Genomic DNA, 17,006 nt, shown 5'->3' with positions numbered 1-17,006 from the left:
AGCAACCAAGCACAAACCCCTCATGACTCCCGAAAAACAACAGAAACTAGAAGCCCTGGCCCTGCGCGTGCGCGAGCACATCGTGCGCCTGAGCACCGATGGCGGCTGCTTCACCGGTGCCTCGCTGAGCTGCGCCGACCTGCTGGTGTACCTCTACGCCGACTGCCTGAACGTGCGGCCTGATAACCTCACCGACCCCACCCGCGACTACCTGTTCCTGAGCAAGGGCCACGATGTGCCCGCCCTCTACGGCACTTTCGTGGAGCTCGGCTTCCTCGACAAAGCCCGCCTCGACCAGCACCTGAGCACCGACGACCACATCTACTGGCACCCCAACCGGAACGTGCCGGGCGTGGAATTCCACTCGGGCTCGCTGGGCCACTTGCCCAGCGTGGCGCTGGGCGTGGCCATGGACTGTCGCATGCGCGGCCAGACCAACAAGGTTATCGTTATCACCGGCGATGGCGAGCTGAACGAGGGCACCGTGTGGGAAAGCCTGCTGGTGGCCAGCGCCCACAAGGTCAACAACCTGACCTTGGTCGTCGACCGCAACCACTTCCAGGCGAATGTGGCTACCGAAGACCTGATTCCGCTGGAGCCGCTGGCCCCCAAGTTTGAAGCCTTCGGCTGCGAAGTGCGCCGGATTGACGGACACGATTTCGCGCAGATGGAAGAAGCATTTGCTGCCCTCCCCTTCTCCGAAACCAAGCCCTCAGTCATCATCTGCGACACGGTGCGCGGGCGCGGCCTGCCCAGCATTGAAGCCCGGGCCGACCGCTGGTTCTGCAACTTCTCCTCGGAGGAAGTGACGGAGCTGCTTAAAGAGTTGCACAGCCAAGAAGCTACCACGCTCACAAGCGAAACCCTAACGGTGCGCTAGCCCCCCTCGGGCCAAGCGCAATCGACTACAAAATCCGTGAAATCCGCTTAAATTCTAAAAATCAGTGATTTACGAAGACCTCATAAAAGAAACCGCCCTCGCCGATGAGCGCATCGTGGTGATGACCGCCGAAAACCGCGCCCTCATCCGCAACCTGCCGGCCGTGCTTGGCCCGCGCTTCATCGATACGGGCATCACCGAGCAAACCCTGATTGGCGCGGCGGCCGGCCTGGCCCTGCGCGGCCGCGTGCCAATTCTGCACGCGCTGGCCACCTTCCTCACGCTGCGGGCCTTCGAGTTCATCCGCACCGACGTGGGCATCGGCCAGCTGCCCGTCAAGCTGAGCGGTTTCGTGCCCGGCTTCCTCTCCGACGGCAACGGCCCCACCCACCAGGCCATTGAAGACGTGAGCTTAATGCGCGGCATCCCCGGCATGACGGTTTTTGCCCCCGCCGATGAGCAGGACATGCTCGCCATGCTGCCCGCTATCTGGGCCTCGCCCAGCCCGGCTTACGTGCGCATCAACACCCGCCCCGCCACCTACGAGCACGCCCCTTTCGAGATGGGCAAGGCCGAAATCGTGGCCGAAGGAACCGACATCACTATCCTCACCTACGGCATGCTCTTCGAGCAGACGCTGGTGGCCCGCGAGCTGCTGATGCAGCAGGGCAGGTCCGTGGGCCTGATTAACCTGCGCAGCCTCAAGCCCATTGACGAGGCTGCCCTGCTGGCCGTGGCACGGCGCGGCGGCCTCCTGGTAACGGTGGAGGACCATTTCGTGACCGGTGGCCTCTTTTCCATTCTGGCCGAAGTGCTGCTGCGCCACCAGCTCACCGCCCGCGTGCTGCCGCTGGCGCTGGAGGAGCGCTGGTACCGCCCCGGCCGCCTGAGCGCGGTGCTGGAGTACGAGGGCTTCACCGGACACCACATTGCCCGGCGCATCACCGAGCATCTGGGCGAGTCGGGTGCGGCTATTGCCCCCGGCCCGGCCGTGCTGGAAAATCAGTTTGCCGAGTAGTTGCGCATTATCATCAGTAGAACGTCAATCTAATTGAACGTCATGCAGAGCGCAGCGAAGCATCTTTACCTCAATACTAAATACCAACTACTGCTGATTGCAACGAAGCGGTAAAGATGCTTCGCTGCGCTCTGCATGACGTTCTTTTCAACAACCCACCCTATGCCAAACACCGTTTCCTCCAACGAAAACTACCCCGACATCACCAAATCGGATGAGCTCTACGCCCGGGCGCAGAAAATCATGACACCGGTGACCCAGACGCTCGCCAAAGGCCCCGGCCAGTATACCAAAGGCGTGAGCCCCAAGTACGTGAAGCGCGCCAAAGGCTCGCACATCTGGGACGTGGACGGCAACGAATACCTCGATTTTCAGATGGGCATCGGCCCCATCTCGCTGGGCTACGCCTACGAGCGGGTCGACAACGCCATTAAAGCGCAGCTCGAAGACGGCATCACGTTTTCGATGATGCATGAACTGGAAGTGGAACTTTCGGAGCTGATTCACGAAATCATCCCCAACGCCGAAAGCATCCGCATCAGCAAGACCGGCGCGGATGTGTGCTCGGCGGCGGTGCGGGTGTCGCGTGCCTTCACCGGGCGCGACAAGGTGCTTTGCTGCGGCTACCACGGCTGGCACGACTGGTACATCGGCACCACCAGCCGCGACAAGGGCATTCCGCAGGAAACCAAAGACCTGACCGCTGCTTTTGAGTACAATAACCTCGATTCGCTGAAAGCCCTGCTCGATGAGAACGTGGCCTGCGTGATTCTGGAGCCGTTTATTTTCGATGCGCCCAAGGACAATTTCCTGCACGAAGTGGAACGACTCTGCAAGGAAAATGGCACCCTGCTCATCTTCGACGAGATGTGGACCGGCTTCCGTGTGGCCGTGGGCGGGGCGCAGGAGTATTTTGGCATAACGCCCGATTTGGCGGTCTATTCCAAGGCGTTTGCCAACGGCATGCCCATCGCCCTGCTCACCGGCCGGCGCGATGTAATGGAGCTGTTTGAGCAGGACGTGTTCTTCTTCACCACCTTCGGCGGTGAAGCCCTGAGCATGGCGGCGGCCATTGCGACCATCGCCGAGATGCGCGAAAAGAACGTGCCCGCCCGCCTCGCCGAGCAGGGCAAAAAGCTCAAGGATGGCTACAACGAAATCGCCGCCGAGTTGGGCCTGACGCAGTACACGAAATGCTACGGCTACGACTGCCGCAGCATCGTCACCTTCGACCCCTCGGCCGGCAACGGCATGGAGCTAAAGGCCTTCATGCAGCAGGAGCTATTCAAGCGCGGCATCATGTGGGGCGGCTTCCACAACATGTGCTTCTCGCACTCGGATGAGGACGTAGCCTACACCCTCGCAACCTACCGCGAGGTGCTGCCGCTGCTGAAAGAAGCCATCGAAGCCGGCGACGTGGCCGCACGCCTGCTGGGCGAACCGGTGGAAGCCGTATTCCGCAAAGTGACGAACGCCGCGCCGGCGAAGGCGAAGTAGCTCGTTCAACGAAACCTCACCCCCTAGCCCCCTCTCCCGTGGAGAGGGGGAACTAGCTTCTAGTTTTTAGCTCTTATTCTTCACCCACAACTGGTTTTTTAAACTAAAAACTAGTCCCCCCTCTCCACGGGAGAGGGGGTTAGGGGGTGAGGTGACCCGCCAGAACGGCCCCAAATGAACCTCTTCGACCTCACCAACAAAACCGCCATCGTCACCGGCGCCTGCGGGCTCATCGGCCAGAAACACTGCGCCGCATTAGCCGAAGCCGGGGCCAATGTGGTAGTAGCCGACCTGAACGCCGAAGCCGCTGCCGCCGTGGCCTTCGGGCTGGGTGGCGGCCCGCACCTGGCCCTGGCCGTTGACGTCACCAGCCCGGAGTCACTGGCCGCCGCGCGCGACCAGATTCTGACCCGCTTTGGCCACATCGATGTGCTGGTAAACAATGCTGCCATCAACGACATGTTTGAGAACCCCGCACTGGCGGCCGATTTAAGCAAGTTTGAGAATTTCCCGCTGGCCACCTTCCAGAAAGTGCTGGAGGTGAACGTGACGGGCGTGTTTCTGGCGGCGCAGGTGTTCGGCACGCCCATGGCGCAGCAGGGCCAAGGCAGCATCATCAACGTGGCCAGCACCTACGGCATGGTTGGCCCCGACCAGAGTATTTACCGCAACGAGGCCGGCGAGCAAACCTTCTATAAATCACCATCCTACCCCATGACCAAGGGCGCTGTAGTGAATTTCACGCGCTATCTGGCCGCCTACTGGGGCCAGGCCGGTGTACGCGTGAACACCCTCTCGCCCGGCGGCGTGGAGAACAGCCAGGATGCCTTTTTCGTCAAGCAATACAGCGCCAAAACGCCGCTCGGCCGCATGGCCACGCCCACCGACTACCAGGGTGCCGTCGTTTTTCTGGCCTCCGATGCCTCTGCTTACATGACCGGGGCCAACCTGGTGGTAGATGGCGGCTGGACGGCTATTTGAATTGTAGCGCATGCTTTAGCTTGCGCATTAGCAACCCTTTACCTCTGCTTGCAGCTCCGTTTATTTACGTCCTTGCCCGCAAGCAGCTAACTTCTCACCGGCACAAGCTGAAGCATGTGCTACATTCCCTCACCTTATGCAAGCTGTTGAAATTCGGAAAAACCGGTTTATCGGCGCGGGCCACCCGGCCTACATCATCGCCGAAATCGGCATCAATCACAACGGCTCCCTCGACTTGGCCAAGCAGCTGATTTCCGAAGCCGCCAAAGCCGGCTGCGACGCCGTGAAATTTCAGAAGCGCACGCCCGAGCTGTGCGTGCCCAAAGACCAGTGGGAAAAGCAGCGCGACACTCCCTGGGGCCGCATGAGCTACATCGACTACAAGCGTAAAACCGAGTTCGGCCAGGCCGAATACACCGCCATCGACGACTACTGCCGGGCCCTGGGCATCGATTGGTTTGCCTCGTGCTGGGATGAGCCGTCGGTCGATTTCATGGAGCAGTTTGCGCCCGTGCTCTATAAAATGGCCTCCGCCTCGCTCACCGATAAGCCCCTGCTCGACCGCGTGCGTGCCACCGGCCGCCCGCTGATGCTGAGCACCGGCATGAGCACCGTGGACGAAATCCAGCAGGCCGTGAAATGGGTAGGCCTTGACAAGCTGATGATTGCGCACTCCACGTCATCGTACCCCTGCCCGCCCGCCGAGCTGAACCTGCGCATGGTGCCCGTGCTGCAAGGCATGTTCCCGGCCACGCCCATCGGCTACTCGGGCCACGAAACCGGCCTGGCCACCACCGTCGCCGCCGTTGCGCTGGGAGCCGCCTTCGTGGAGCGCCATTTCACCCTCGACCGCGCCATGTGGGGCTCGGACCACGCCGCCAGCGTGGAGCCGGGCGGCATGGCCAAGCTCGTGCGCGACATCCGCGACGTGGAGGAAGGCCTCGGCGATGGCGTGAAGCGCGTGTACGACTCCGAGCTGGAGCCCCGCGCCCGCCTGCGCCGCGAGCTGACGCCGAACCAGGAGTAGGGCGTTTCGGTTGAACTGCTGAACCGTCTGGACCAACAAAGAACGTCATGCTGAGCGCAGCCGAAGCATCTCGCGTGCTCCCACTAATCCTCTCCTTGCGATTGGATTACTACCACACGCGAGATGCTTCGGCTGCGCTCAGCATGACGTTCTTGATTATTTAATTTCCGCCTCCACGCCATGCATCACGTCGAACTCATCACCACGGCCATTCTGCTCGTTTGGGTGGCCATCGTGATTACACTGGAGCGCATCATCCCGTACCGGAAAGGCCTGCCGTTTTTCCGCGAGGGCTTCTGGACCGACTTGGTGCTCTACACCTTCGTGCAGAGCTTCGCGCTGAAAATCATCATTTTCGACTACATCATCCTGCCCCTCGACCAGCATTTCGGCTTCTCGAAGCTGCATTTTGTGACGGGCTGGCCCATCTGGGCGCAGGTGCTTTTTTTCGTGATTACCCACGATTTCTACATCTACTGGTTTCACCGGTTTCAGCACAGCAGCCCGCTGTTTTGGCGCACCCACGAGGCGCACCACTCCGGCAAGCAGGTGGACTGGCTGGCCGGTTCCCGCTCGCACGCCCTGGAAATTATTATTAACCAGACCATTGAGTTTGCTCCCATTATTCTATTGGGAGCTGACCCCATGGTGGTGCCCATCAAGGCCTGCATCGATGCCGTGTGGGGCATCTGGATTCACTGTAACATCGACGTGCGCTCGGGCCGGCTGCAATACGTCATCAACGGCCCCGAGATGCACCTCTGGCACCACGCCGACCACGAGGAAGTATTCTACGCCAACTTCTCCACCAAATTCGCTTTCTGGGACTGGATTTTTGGCACCGCCTACCGCCCCGACCACAAGCCCCTGAAATGGGGCCTGCCCTACGCCTTCCCGAAGGATTATTTCAGCCAGCATTTCTTTTCCGTGGTCCGCTTCGATGAAGACGAGTTAGCCAAACGCTCGCCGCTGTTCCGCGCCTACCACGGCGTGCGGCTGCGGGTGTTGAAGCGCCTGACCGAGCGCGTGCCGGCCCTGCGCCCGCTGCACGGCTGGCCCGTGCCCGAGGCCTATTCCGAAACCATTCCCGCGCAGCGGCCAGGCGGTAATTTCGGCCAAAATCCGGCCCCGGCCGCCTCATCTCATACGCCCACCACGGCCGCCTCGTCTCGTTGATTAATCCCTGGTTTTCCCTGTTTCTGGCTTCCTTCATGGAAGTCTGCTGGACGTATAGCCTCAAGGCGCTGAGCATGCAGCGCATCAAGGAGATAGCCTGGGCGCACAGCCTGGGCCAGCCGGCGCTGCTGCTGCCGGTGCTGCCGCTGCTGGCCTACGTGGGCTTTGGGCTGGCCAATGTCATTTTTCTCTCGCAGGCCATGCGCAACATTCCCACGGCTACCGCCTACTCGGCCTGGATGGCGCTGGCCGTGGTCGGCATCAAACTGGTGGATTTGCTCTACCTCAAACAGCCGTTTTCCTGGCTGAGCGTATTTTACACCAGCCTCATTATCATTGGCGTACTGGGCCTGCGGCGGATAGAATAGCCTGCTGCCACCGGCTCCGCCAAACGACGATTCATTCCCGCAGTGCCGGGGCTGCTACATGCCTTTGGCGCTCATGCCGCCATCTACCAGCAGGCACTGGCCAGTGATGTAGGCCGCACCGGGCAGGCACAGGAAGGCCACGGCGGCGGCAATTTCGACGGGCTCGCCCACGCGGCCCATGGGCGTACGGGCTTCTACTTTGGCCATGAAGTCGGGCCGGGCCATCAGCCCCGCCGTGAGCGGCGTGCGGATGAACCACGGCGATACCGTATTCACCCGGATACCGTCGGGGGCCCACTCCACGGCCAGGTTGCGGCCGAGCTGCTCTTCGGCGGCTTTGGTCATGCTGTAGTAGGCACCGGTGCCCACGTCGAAGCGGCCCGCCACCGAGCCCACATTCACGATAGCCGCGTGCCCGGAGGCTTTCAGCAGCGAATGGGTTGCCCGGCACATCTCAATGATGCTGAACAGGTTCACCTGAAACAGCCGCTCATATTCGGCGGTGGTATAGTCGTTGAATCCCTTGCGGATGTTGGTACCCACGTTGTTGATAAGCAGGTCGAGCCCCTGCCATTGGGCCTGAATTTGGGCCATGATGGCGGCGCGGCCGGCCTCGGTGCTCACATCGGCGGCCAGGCCGGTGGCGGGGAGGCTACGGGCAGTCCAGTCGGCCACGGCGGCGGCTACTTCGGTTTCGTTGCGGGCCACTACCAGCACTTCGGCGCCCAGGGCCAGGAGCTCTTCGGCAATGGCCAGGCCAATGCCCTTGGTGCCCCCTGTTACGAGGGCGCGGCGGCCGTTCAGGTTCCAGCGATTGGTCATTTTCACGTTGGTTGATGGACGGGTATAACCACTCCAAACGTAAAAGCGCCCGAACCGGCCGGGCGAAATCTGGATAAAGCCCGGCATGCATAGTCTATCAAACCAGCTTTGCCGCAGCAAACCTCCCGCCCCCAACCGGCTCAGCAGCTGGGCCTGTGGCTATTAGGCGCTGTATTTTTGGTGGCCCAAATTGCCTGCTAAGTTTCGTGCTACTGCTACGGCGGCTATGTCAGCTGCGCCAGCCAGGTTGCGGCCTCGGCCTCCTCCCCAAACAGGCGGTAAGTCATGGCCCGGGCAGTAGCTTCGCCGGTGGCCTGGTCGATGGGGAGGCCCGCCAGCACATCGGCGGGCAACAGGATGGCCCCGTAGAAATCGGGCATCCGGGTGCTGGGCATACTCAGCCAGTAATCGGTGACCCAGGCAGATTCTTCGGGGGTGAAGGGCACCATGCGACTATGGTCGGCAATAACCTTGTGCCAGCGGCGGAGCGCCAGCACTTGCTTAGCGTAGCCGAGCAGGGTTTGCAGGTCGGCCAGCTGGCGCGGGCTGGGGCTGTATCGGATAATAATGTATTCGCCGACAGGCTGCTCCAGCAGTTGGCCGGCAGGATTGCGAAAGTGGATGCGTTGTTTACCAGAAGCCATAAGGACCGCAAAGGTACTCCCAAGATGGAAAAATATGCCCAAAAACCCTGATTCAAGGCTTATTTACTCTTTTTCACGCCCGCTATGCAGCCAGGCGGGTGGAGCCACCGGGTGGCAGCAGCCCGGAACCGGCTTAGCTCCCGTATCGGCCCCGATATGAAAAGCGCCCGCGAAATTGCACCAAAGCCAAGCCCCGTTGGTTGAGCTTTTTCTATACCTTTATTTTATGGAAATAGCTAACCACACCTTTGCCGAAGCCACTTCGGCGGCTCCGTTTCTGGATTATGCCATTTGTGTAGATGCCGATAACCGGCCCGCCAACCACGTAGGCGACTGGCCCGTGCAGGGCCAGGCCTACGCCGTGCGCGTGGTAGAAAGCCGCACCGAAGGCCTGGACCTGGTACACGTATTGGGCTTCGAGGGCGAGGCGCCGTACTTCAACGCTTTCGCCCCGCACCGCTTCGAGTTCATTGAGCGCATGTGGCTCAACTAGCCATTTTCGGGTTGCTGCATGGCCCGGCGATGAATCGCATCGCCTTTATCGACCGCGCATGGGTGGCGCCCATTTTTTGCATATTTATAACAGAAAACCCTCTCACGATATCGTGAGAGGGTTTTTCGTGGGCCCACTCGGAATCGAACCGAGGACCTACTGATTATGAGTCAGTTGCTCTAACCGATTGAGCTATGGGCCCGGTGCCGGAGGCAGTCATCTTTCACCTCAACCCTGCCGTTGCCAGCCCTCCAACGCTGCAAAAGTACGACCTTCGTGGATGGAAAAACAAGCCAGCCCATGCTTCCCCACTTATTGTTCGATTTCGGCGGTGTCATCATTGATATTGATTACGATGCCACCCCCACTGCCATGCGCCGGCTGAGCCGCGCCGGCAGCACCATTGCCTTTTCACAGGCCAGCCAGGCCGAGCTGTTCGACCGCTTCGAAACCGGCCACCTCACGCCCGCCGAATTCCGGGCCGGCCTGCGCGGCGCCTATGCCCTCGATGCCACCGATGCCGAGCTGGATGCCGCCTGGCACGCCATGCTGCTCGACGTGCCCGCCGAGCGCCTCGCCCTCATTGGCGAGCTGCGCCGGCAGGGCCACCAAACGGCGCTGCTCTCCAACACCAACACGCTGCACATTGCCGAAATAAACCGGCGGCTGGCCGGCCAATACGGCTTCCAAAACGGCATTGCCGACGTGCTCGACCGCGTGTTCTACTCCCAGGAGGTGGGCCTGCGCAAGCCCGGCGAGGAAATATTCCGGCACGTGCTGCGCGAAATGAACTGGCAGCCCGAAGACGTGTTGTTCATCGAGGACAGCCCGCAGCACATTGCCACCGCCCGCCGCCTGGGGCTGCAGGTGCTGCACCTGGCCCCGCCCCTCACCCTCCTCACCGCCCTGCCCGAAGCCCTCCGTGCCTTTCCCCGAGAATACGCCCCTGCCCAGTCCTGAACCTGATTTCGCGGGCTTCCCGGCCGATGTAGCCGCGCCGATGGCTACTGATGCGCCCGGCCGCCTGGCCCGTGCGCGGAGGCTGTTCCGGCGCTTCGAGCGGCCGGAGCCGTCGGCGGGGCGCACGGCGGCGCTGCACCTCGGGCTGTTTCTGGTCACGCTCGTGACCACTACGCTGGCCGGCATTCAGCTCACGCGCGGCGCGGTCGATTTCCTGCCGCTTGAGGTGTTTCAGCTGCGCGGGGCAGCTTTGTGGGTGGAGCTGCGGCGCGGGCTGTGGTTTGCGCTGCCGTTTCTGGGGGTGCTCACGGTGCACGAGTTTGGGCATTACTTCACGGCGCGCTACAACCGGGTGCGCGCTTCGCTGCCCTACTACATTCCGTTTCCGATGGGGCTGGGCACGTTTGGGGCCATCATCCGGATTCGGGAGCGGATTTTTTCGCGGCGCGAGTTTTTCGACATCGGGCTGGCCGGGCCGCTGGCGGGCTTTCTGGTAGCGGTGCCGCTGCTGATTTACGGCTTCACGCACCTGCCGCCGTTGGCGTATCTGTACGCCATCCACCCAGACTACGCCCAATACGGGGCCGACTATGCGCGGCATGTGTACGGGGCCAAGGAGCTGGCCAACGGCCTCACCCTGGCCCGTCCGCTGCTCTATCAGTGGCTGGAAAGCGCCTTTGCCGACCCCGCCCGCCTGCCTCACCCGCTGGAGCTGATGCACTACCCCGTGCTGCTGGCGGGCTCGCTCAGCTTGTTTTTCACGGCCCTCAACCTGCTGCCCATGGGCCAGCTCGACGGCGGCCACATTCTGTACGGGCTGCTGGGGCCGGGGCGCTTCAACCGGATGGTGCCGGTGCTGTTCACGGGTTTTATTTTCTATGCCGGACTGGGGCTGTTTTCGCTGCACGACGACTGGCAGACCTGGCTGTATGGCGGGCCGGTGTACGCGGGGTATCTGGCGCTGATATTCTGGCGGGTATTCCCGCGCCCGCGCCAGGGGCTGCTGCTGGCGGCGGGCATCTGGGCGGGGCAGGTGGCGGGGGCCGCGCTGCTGCCGGGCGTCGTGGGCAACCCCGGCTGGCTGGTATTCGGGCTGCTGCTGGGACGCTTCACGGGCATCTATCACCCGCCCGCGCCCGATGAGCGCCCCCTGAGTCGCGGCCGGCAGCTGCTGGGCTGGCTGATGGTGGCTATTTTTGTGCTGTGCTTTACGCCGAGCCCGTTTGGGTGATTCTCATTCGTAGTTCATTGGCCGTCATGCTGAGCGGAGCCGTCTGTCATCCTGAGCGTAGCGAAGGACCTTATCACAACTGCACTGTTTGAAATTACTGCAAGCTGTTCGGGCGCGATAAGGTCCTTCGCTACGCTCAGGATGACGGACGGCACACAATGACAGACAGCACACGATGGCGGGCGACTGCCTCAATTACACCACTCTCCACCCCCCTCATTCTACCCACTCCCCACCCCTCCCCTGAATGATTTTTAGCCAAAAACAGCTTTTTCTGGGTACCACGCACATCGAGTTGCGGGCTGAAAGCCTGTATGTGTGCAAGCGCAACCCCCAAGGCGTGCCCACGCTCGAAACCGAGGTGCCCTACGAAGAAATTCTGCCCATCAAGTCCGGCGAGCACCGCCACATTCCCACCAACCAGCTGCTGCTCACGGGGCTGCTGCTCGTGTTTCTGGGCTACGGCCCGTGGCGCGAGTGGCTGGCCACCGGGCACACCGGGGTGGCGCTGTACTCGTGGTGGCTCATTTTTGGGGTAAACGTGCTGGCCAGCTGGCTGCGTTTCGAGCAGCAGTGGTGCACATTCCGGCTGCGCACGGCGCATCTGGCCATCACGCTGGCCGGCCGGCCCTGGCAGCGCAAGCAGTTCCGCACGTTGGTAGCGGAGCTGGAGCGCCGCACCAAAACCTACCTGCGCGATGAGTACGGCCAGGTAAACCCCCTCGGCTTTATCGAGCCGCAGCTGCGCCGCGTGGCCTGGCTGCACGAGCTGGACGTGCTCAGCGCCCGCGAAGCCCAGGCCCTGAGCACGCGCCTCACCGGCCGGCGCGGCACCGATACGCTCCGCAGCATGGGCCAGGAGTTGGAGTCGCCCTATCTGAACTAACCCAGCAGCAAGCGTATGCTCCGGTCCGACCGCACTAGGCGGTCTGACCGGTTGAAGCTCCCCCGATTTCGTTTGAACGACAACTGGGCCGAATGATTGAAGCTCCCCGATTTCGTTCTCACGGCAACCGGTCGGACCGGTTGAAGCTCCTCGGTTTCGTTCTCACGACAACCGGTCGGACCGATTAAAGACCCGATTTCGTTCTCACGACAACCGGTCAGACCGCCTAGGGCGGTCAGACCGGAGCGACGACACCTAGCGCCTGTTCGGATAGGCGCTAAAAAGTACGTCATGCAGCGCATGACGCGCTACCATCCCGGAACAGAATCCTGAGCTGCTGGCTTATCTTTGCCCGGACAGCTTCCCGCTTTATGCAACGCATTCTGGCTTTTTTTCTCGTCACGCTTATGCTGCTCCAGACCTTGGGGCAGGAGGTGCTGGTCGTGGATTATCAGCTGAATAAGGCCCGCATCACGGAGCTGTACTGCGTGAACAAGGCCCGGCCGCAGCTGCACTGCAACGGCAAGTGCCACCTGGCCCAGCAGCTGCGCAAAGCCGAGGGCGGCGACAAAAAAGCCCCCGAAATGCTGGCCAAGGTGAAGTACGAAGTGCTGCCCACCGTCGCCCTGCTGCTGCTTCGGCCCCGGCACTGGCCGGTGGCTGCCCGGCCCTATGCCCGCCGGCCCGTGCCGCACTGCGCGGCGGTGCCCGGCCGGGGCGTGTTTCGCCCGCCCCTGTTATCAGCCTGATTGTGGCTTTGGCTTTCTGCGTGGCAGGAGGCCGGCCAATTTGCTGGCTCCGTCGGGTTTTCCCGGCGGGCCGGATGCGCGCATACGCGCTGCTTTTCAATCAGTTGTTGATTTCCCCCGCCCCCGCTTTTCCGATGAAACGCTTTTCTATATCCGCCCTTTTCTGTACGTTGACCCTTGCTACGCTCGCGCTTGCGGGCTGTAAGAAAGATGAAGTGGTGACCGCTCCGCCCACGGTATCCCTCGAATTTGAGCAGACCGTGGGGGCCGACCCGCTGGTGCTGGACACCAAAACCTATACGACGCTGGCTGGCGACCAGTTCAGAATCAGCATCTTCCGGCAGTACATCTCCAACATCGTTTTCACCAAGACCGACGGCTCGACGTATGCCGTGCCCGACAGCTACTACCTGCTGGACGCCGCCAAGCCCGACTCCCGGCACCTCACCCTCACCGGCGTGCCGGTCGGCGACTACAAGGGCATCACCTTCACCATTGGGGTCGATAGCGTGCACAATGTTTCGGGCGTGCAGAAAGGCGCGCTCGACCCCAACAACAACATGTTCTGGACCTGGAACTCGGGCTACATCTTCACCAAGCTCGAAGGCTACTCCGCCCAGTCCACCACGTCGGCCCTTACGTTCCACATTGGGGGCTTTAAAGCGCCGAACAACACCATCCGGACCGTTTCACCGGCTTTTCCCAGCGGCACGACCCTGCTGGTGCGCGCCGACCACAGCCCCGAAATCCACCTGAATGTGGACTTGCTCAAGCTCTTCAGCGGGCCGAGCACCATTCGGTTTGCGACGCTGTCCGACGTGCAGTCGCCGGGGAGCAATGCGGTGAAGGTGGCCAATAACTACGCGGCCGGCATGTATTCGGTCGAGCACATCCACGCCAACTAGCCCGGCCATGCGCCGCACCTTGGTTGCCTCGCTGGCCTGCGGGCTGGCGGGGCTGCTCCTGGCGGGCTGCGGCCTTGGCGATGTGGTGGTGCCGGATGCCCCGGTGCCCGGCACCACCCTCCCGGCCAACTTCCCCGCCCCCGTGTATGCCCCGGATGCCAACCCGCCCACGGCGGCGGCGTTTGCGCTGGGCCGCAGCCTGTTTTACGATGCGCGGCTCTCGCGCGACGGGTCCGTGTCGTGCGGGAGCTGCCACCAGCAATTCGTGGCCTTCGCCAACGCCGACCACCGCCTGAGCCACGGCGTGGCCAACCGCCTGGGCACCCGCAACGCCCCGGCCCTGCAAAACCTGCGCTGGAAAGCAGAGTTTTTTTGGGACGGCGGGCCCAAAAACCTCGAGACTCTACCCCTGGCTCCGCTCACCAACCCGCTGGAAATGGACGAGACGCTGCCTCGCGTCCTGGCCAGGCTCAATGCCGATGCCCACTACCCGCAGCGCTTCGCGGCGGTGTACGGGGCCGGGCCCATCGATGCTTACCAGTTTCTGCGGGCGCTGGCGCAGTACACGGCCGCACTCACCTCGGCCAATTCGCGCTACGACCAGGTGGTGCGGGGCGAGGCCGGAGCCGTGCTCACGGCCGGCGAGGGGCGCGGCCGGGTGCTGGTGGCGCAGAAATGCGCCGGCTGCCACGCCACCGACTTATTCACCGACGAAACCTACCGCAACAACGGCCTTAGTGCCACCTTCGAAGCCGATTCGGGACGCGCCCACATCACCGGGCGGACCACCGACGTGGGCCGCTTCAAGGTGCCGAGCCTGCGCAACGTGGCCCTCACTCCCCCCTACATGCATGACGGCCGCTTTGCCACGCTGGCGCAGGTGCTGGCGCACTACGACCACGGCGTGATGGCCTCGCCCACCCTCGATGCGGCGCTGCGCCCGACAGGTGGGCCGCTGGGAATCCCCCTTACCACAACCGAACAAGCCGACATCATCGCCTTCCTGCACACGCTCACCGACGACTCGTTTATCCACGATGCGCGGCTGGCGGCGCAGCCCTAGGCTTCCGCATTTACTCCGATGAATTTTCAGAAAGCTATTCTCATAAGCCTGCTGCTGAGTGGGCTGGCGCTGCCCGGCCGGGCCTGCGACATCTGCGGCTGCTTTATGGGCATCACGCCCTACGACAACCAGAGCGGTTTCAGCCTGATGCACCGCTACCGCATTTTCAACGGCTACCAGGCGCTGGGGCAGTCGCCGCAGTTTTTCCCGGCCGGGGCGCGGCCGTTCCTCCCCTCGCCCCTCAACGGCGACAACGGCTACGCCCACTCGCACCACGGCGACCCAGCCGACTTCGAAGCCTTCCGCGTTATCGAATTGCGCGGCAAATACTTCCTCTCGCAGCGCGTGGAGCTGAACGCCTTCGTGCCCTACGTGATGAATACTTCGCAGATTAATGGCAAGCAACTGAACTCGGCCGGCGTGGGCGACGTGACGGTTTTTGCCGGCTACCACCTCATCCGGGCCATCGAAACGGCCGGGGTGCAGAGCCGGCTCATCGTGGGCGGCGGCCTGAAGCTGCCCACCGGCGAGTACAACCGCCAGAATGCCAGCGGCGTACGCTACGCCCTGCTCAACCAGGTGGGCACCGGCACCACCGACGGCTTCGTGTACGCCAACTACATCGGCAGCTACCGCAGCCTGGGGCTGAGCGTGAACAGCAGCTACCGCCGGGCTTCCGAAAACACGTTTAGCAACAGCCTGGCCCCGAGCACGGCCACCTACGCCAGCCTGTTCTACCGCGTGCCGCTGGGCGAAAACTGGCAGGTGTACCCCTCGGCGCAGTTTTTCTACGAGAAAACCAAGGGCGAGATGCTGGACGGCCAGCTCACCGGCGAGCACGCCATGAACAACGCCCTGCTGGGCCCAGGGCTGGATGTGTACTACAAAAACTTCTCGCTCAACACCAGCTTCCAGCTGCCCATCTACACCGCCACCACGGACCATCCGGCCAGCGCCGGCCGCATGGTAGTGTCCGTGGGCTACAGCTTCAAGCAGACCAAATACCTGCTGCACGGCAAAAGCTGACGATTATATAACGCAAAAAGGAGCCCCGGTTGCCTGCGCGACCGGGGCTCCTTTTTGCGTTATTATACTGGTTCTTCGCTACAACCTAGCCCAGCGCCGTTACGCCGGGCAGCTCCTTGCCTTCCATGTACTCCAGCAGGGCGCCGCCGCCGGTGCTGATGTAGCTCACCTGGTCGCCAAAACCGAGCTGCTGCACGGCCGCCGCCGAGTCGCCGCCGCCGATGAGCGAGTAGGCGCCGGCCGCTGTGGCCTCGGCAATGGCCTGGGCCACGTACTCGGTGCCGAGCGAGAAGTTGCTCATTTCGAACACGCCCATCGGGCCGTTCCAGAGGATGGTTTTGCTGTTGCGGATGACCTCGGCGAAGGCCTCGCGGCTTTCGGGGCCCAGGTCGAGGCCCATCCAGCCGTCGGGGATGCTGAGGTTGCTGGCCACGTCCACGTTGGCATCGTTGGCAAACTTGTCGGCGATGAGCGAGTCGGCGGGCAGCATCAGGTTCACACCCTTGTCTTTGGCCTTCTGAATGAGCTGGCGGGCCAGGTCCACCTTGTCGGCCTCCAGCAGCGAGCTGCCGACGTGGCCATTCTCAGCCACGGCAAAGGTATAGGCCATGCCCCCGCCGATGAGCAGGTTGTCGACCTTATCGAGCAGCTTTTCGATGATGAGAATCTTGTCCGAAATCTTGGCCCCGCCCATGATGGCGGTGAAGGGCCGCTCGGCATTTTCCAGCACCTTTTGAGCGTTGTCGATTTCGGATTGCAGCAGGTAGCCGCCCACGCGGTCCTGCGCGGCAAAGGAGCTGGCCATCACGGCCGTAGAGGCGTGGGCGCGGTGCGCGGTGCCGAAGGCATCGTTTACGTACACATTGCCGAGCGCGGCCAGCTTGGCGGCAAAGGCCGGGTCGCCGGCTTCCTCCTCCTTATAGAAGCGCACGTTGTCCATGAGCAGCACTTCGCCGGGCTGCAGGGCGGCCGCTTTCTGGGCTCCTTCGGCCCCGAGCACGTCGCCGCCAAACTGCACTTCGCGGCCGTATTCCTGCGAGAGGCGCGCCACGAGGGCTTCGAGCGAAAACTTCTGCTCGTAGCCGCCCTTGGGCCGGCCCAGGTGCGAGAGCAGCACCACGGAGCCGCCATCGTTCAGGATTTTCATCACCGAGCGGGTGGCCATGCGGATGCGCGTGTCGTCGGTGATGCGCAGGTCCTTATCCAGCGGCACGTTGAAATCGACGCGCATCACGGCGCGCTTGCCGGCGAAGTTGTAGGTATCGAGGGTGTTCATGGGA

General features: G+C 62.5%; 18 protein-coding genes and 1 tRNA gene. 15 read left to right on the top strand and 4 right to left on the bottom strand.

Annotation, left to right across the window (positions count from 1 at the left end):
- Nucleotides 1-22: 22 nt before the first annotated feature.
- The 7 genes from HBN54_RS14485 to HBN54_RS14455 all read left to right on the top strand — a co-directional run bounded on the left by HBN54_RS14485 (nucleotide 23) and on the right by HBN54_RS14455 (nucleotide 6,947).
- On the top strand, nucleotides 23-880 hold the full coding sequence (locus HBN54_RS14485; RefSeq protein ID WP_168673929.1) for a transketolase: 858 nt from the start codon (nucleotides 23-25) through the stop codon (nucleotides 878-880).
- A gap of 64 nt (nucleotides 881-944) precedes the next feature.
- Nucleotides 945-1,898 (top strand): transketolase family protein, encoded by a 954-nt coding sequence (locus HBN54_RS24020; protein WP_168673928.1) that lies wholly within the window; start codon nucleotides 945-947, stop codon nucleotides 1,896-1,898.
- Nucleotides 1,899-2,060: 162 nt separating this feature from the next.
- Nucleotides 2,061-3,395 carry an aminotransferase class III-fold pyridoxal phosphate-dependent enzyme gene (locus HBN54_RS14475; RefSeq protein WP_168673927.1) on the top strand — a complete coding sequence of 445 codons (1,335 nt, stop codon included), beginning with the start codon at nucleotides 2,061-2,063 and terminating at the stop codon, nucleotides 3,393-3,395.
- A 174-nt stretch (nucleotides 3,396-3,569) separates the two neighbouring features.
- Nucleotides 3,570-4,376: an SDR family oxidoreductase gene (locus tag HBN54_RS14470; protein ID WP_168673926.1), complete on the top strand. Its 807-nt coding sequence runs from the start codon at nucleotides 3,570-3,572 to the stop codon at nucleotides 4,374-4,376.
- A gap of 136 nt (nucleotides 4,377-4,512) precedes the next feature.
- Nucleotides 4,513-5,403, top strand: a complete 891-nt coding sequence (locus HBN54_RS14465; protein WP_168673925.1) for an N-acetylneuraminate synthase family protein — start codon at nucleotides 4,513-4,515, stop codon at nucleotides 5,401-5,403.
- A gap of 180 nt (nucleotides 5,404-5,583) precedes the next feature.
- Nucleotides 5,584-6,579 (top strand): sterol desaturase family protein, encoded by a 996-nt coding sequence (locus tag HBN54_RS14460; RefSeq protein WP_168673924.1) that lies wholly within the window; start codon nucleotides 5,584-5,586, stop codon nucleotides 6,577-6,579.
- 35 nt (nucleotides 6,580-6,614) lie between these two features.
- Nucleotides 6,615-6,947 carry a DMT family transporter gene (locus HBN54_RS14455; RefSeq protein WP_168673923.1) on the top strand — a complete coding sequence of 111 codons (333 nt, stop codon included), beginning with the start codon at nucleotides 6,615-6,617 and terminating at the stop codon, nucleotides 6,945-6,947.
- Nucleotides 6,948-7,001: 54 nt separating this feature from the next.
- Here the strand turns inward: HBN54_RS14455 and HBN54_RS14450 are convergent, their stop codons facing one another.
- Complete coding sequence (locus tag HBN54_RS14450) at nucleotides 7,002-7,769, bottom strand: SDR family oxidoreductase (protein WP_168673922.1); 768 nt, start codon at nucleotides 7,767-7,769, stop codon at nucleotides 7,002-7,004.
- A gap of 224 nt (nucleotides 7,770-7,993) precedes the next feature.
- Nucleotides 7,994-8,413, bottom strand: a complete 420-nt coding sequence (locus tag HBN54_RS14445) for a hypothetical protein (RefSeq protein WP_168673921.1) — start codon at nucleotides 8,411-8,413, stop codon at nucleotides 7,994-7,996.
- Nucleotides 8,414-8,639: 226 nt separating this feature from the next.
- Between HBN54_RS14445 and HBN54_RS14440 the strand changes: the two genes are divergently transcribed.
- Entirely contained in the window at nucleotides 8,640-8,906 is a 267-nt protein-coding gene (locus HBN54_RS14440; protein WP_168673920.1) for a hypothetical protein, read from the top strand.
- Between the two features lie 128 nt (nucleotides 8,907-9,034).
- Here the strand turns inward: HBN54_RS14440 and HBN54_RS14435 are convergent.
- Nucleotides 9,035-9,108, bottom strand: a tRNA-Ile gene (locus HBN54_RS14435).
- 98 nt (nucleotides 9,109-9,206) lie between these two features.
- Between HBN54_RS14435 and HBN54_RS14430 the strand changes: the two genes are divergently transcribed.
- The 7 genes from HBN54_RS14430 (at nucleotide 9,207) to HBN54_RS14400 (ending at nucleotide 15,726) form a co-directional block, all read left to right on the top strand.
- Complete coding sequence (locus tag HBN54_RS14430) at nucleotides 9,207-9,866, top strand: HAD family hydrolase (protein ID WP_168673919.1); 660 nt, start codon at nucleotides 9,207-9,209, stop codon at nucleotides 9,864-9,866.
- Nucleotides 9,829-11,097, top strand: coding sequence for a site-2 protease family protein (locus HBN54_RS14425; protein WP_317170224.1), 1,269 nt, complete (start codon nucleotides 9,829-9,831; stop codon nucleotides 11,095-11,097). The genes HBN54_RS14430 and HBN54_RS14425 overlap by 38 nt, the downstream gene beginning before the upstream one ends.
- Before the next feature lie 247 nt (nucleotides 11,098-11,344).
- Nucleotides 11,345-11,983 carry a hypothetical protein gene (locus HBN54_RS14420; protein WP_168673918.1) on the top strand — a complete coding sequence of 213 codons (639 nt, stop codon included), beginning with the start codon at nucleotides 11,345-11,347 and terminating at the stop codon, nucleotides 11,981-11,983.
- A gap of 371 nt (nucleotides 11,984-12,354) precedes the next feature.
- Nucleotides 12,355-12,732, top strand: coding sequence for a hypothetical protein (locus tag HBN54_RS14415; protein ID WP_168673917.1), 378 nt, complete (start codon nucleotides 12,355-12,357; stop codon nucleotides 12,730-12,732).
- Nucleotides 12,733-12,902: 170 nt separating this feature from the next.
- Complete coding sequence (locus tag HBN54_RS14410; protein ID WP_168673916.1) at nucleotides 12,903-13,637, top strand: MbnP family protein; 735 nt, start codon at nucleotides 12,903-12,905, stop codon at nucleotides 13,635-13,637.
- 7 nt (nucleotides 13,638-13,644) lie between these two features.
- Complete coding sequence (locus tag HBN54_RS14405) at nucleotides 13,645-14,700, top strand: cytochrome-c peroxidase (RefSeq protein ID WP_168673915.1); 1,056 nt, start codon at nucleotides 13,645-13,647, stop codon at nucleotides 14,698-14,700.
- Between the two features lie 18 nt (nucleotides 14,701-14,718).
- Complete coding sequence (locus tag HBN54_RS14400; protein WP_168673914.1) at nucleotides 14,719-15,726, top strand: transporter; 1,008 nt, start codon at nucleotides 14,719-14,721, stop codon at nucleotides 15,724-15,726.
- Nucleotides 15,727-15,811: 85 nt separating this feature from the next.
- Here the strand turns inward: HBN54_RS14400 and HBN54_RS14395 are convergent, their stop codons facing one another.
- Nucleotides 15,812-17,002: a phosphoglycerate kinase gene (locus HBN54_RS14395; protein ID WP_168673913.1), complete on the bottom strand. Its 1,191-nt coding sequence runs from the start codon at nucleotides 17,000-17,002 to the stop codon at nucleotides 15,812-15,814.
- Nucleotides 17,003-17,006 lie beyond the last annotated feature (4 nt).

This window comes from Hymenobacter artigasi, from assembly GCF_012275535.1.
Lineage (GTDB): Bacteria > Bacteroidota > Bacteroidia > Cytophagales > Hymenobacteraceae > Hymenobacter > Hymenobacter artigasi.
This window is presented reverse-complemented; position numbering and strand designations above follow the sequence as displayed.

Coding starts and splice junctions, on each gene's coding strand:
- HBN54_RS14485 (WP_168673929.1), top strand. CDS start 23: ATGACTCCCGAAAAACAACAGAAACTAGAAGCCCTGGCCCTGCGCGTG.
- HBN54_RS14475 (WP_168673927.1), top strand. CDS start 2,061: ATGCCAAACACCGTTTCCTCCAACGAAAACTACCCCGACATCACCAAA.
- HBN54_RS14470 (WP_168673926.1), top strand. CDS start 3,570: ATGAACCTCTTCGACCTCACCAACAAAACCGCCATCGTCACCGGCGCC.
- HBN54_RS14465 (WP_168673925.1), top strand. CDS start 4,513: ATGCAAGCTGTTGAAATTCGGAAAAACCGGTTTATCGGCGCGGGCCAC.
- HBN54_RS14460 (WP_168673924.1), top strand. CDS start 5,584: ATGCATCACGTCGAACTCATCACCACGGCCATTCTGCTCGTTTGGGTG.
- HBN54_RS14455 (WP_168673923.1), top strand. CDS start 6,615: ATGGAAGTCTGCTGGACGTATAGCCTCAAGGCGCTGAGCATGCAGCGC.
- HBN54_RS14450 (WP_168673922.1), bottom strand. CDS start 7,769: ATGACCAATCGCTGGAACCTGAACGGCCGCCGCGCCCTCGTAACAGGG.
- HBN54_RS14445 (WP_168673921.1), bottom strand. CDS start 8,413: ATGGCTTCTGGTAAACAACGCATCCACTTTCGCAATCCTGCCGGCCAA.
- HBN54_RS14440 (WP_168673920.1), top strand. CDS start 8,640: ATGGAAATAGCTAACCACACCTTTGCCGAAGCCACTTCGGCGGCTCCG.
- HBN54_RS14430 (WP_168673919.1), top strand. CDS start 9,207: ATGCTTCCCCACTTATTGTTCGATTTCGGCGGTGTCATCATTGATATT.
- HBN54_RS14420 (WP_168673918.1), top strand. CDS start 11,345: ATGATTTTTAGCCAAAAACAGCTTTTTCTGGGTACCACGCACATCGAG.
- HBN54_RS14415 (WP_168673917.1), top strand. CDS start 12,355: ATGCAACGCATTCTGGCTTTTTTTCTCGTCACGCTTATGCTGCTCCAG.
- HBN54_RS14405 (WP_168673915.1), top strand. CDS start 13,645: ATGCGCCGCACCTTGGTTGCCTCGCTGGCCTGCGGGCTGGCGGGGCTG.
- HBN54_RS14400 (WP_168673914.1), top strand. CDS start 14,719: ATGAATTTTCAGAAAGCTATTCTCATAAGCCTGCTGCTGAGTGGGCTG.
- HBN54_RS14395 (WP_168673913.1), bottom strand. CDS start 17,002: ATGAACACCCTCGATACCTACAACTTCGCCGGCAAGCGCGCCGTGATG.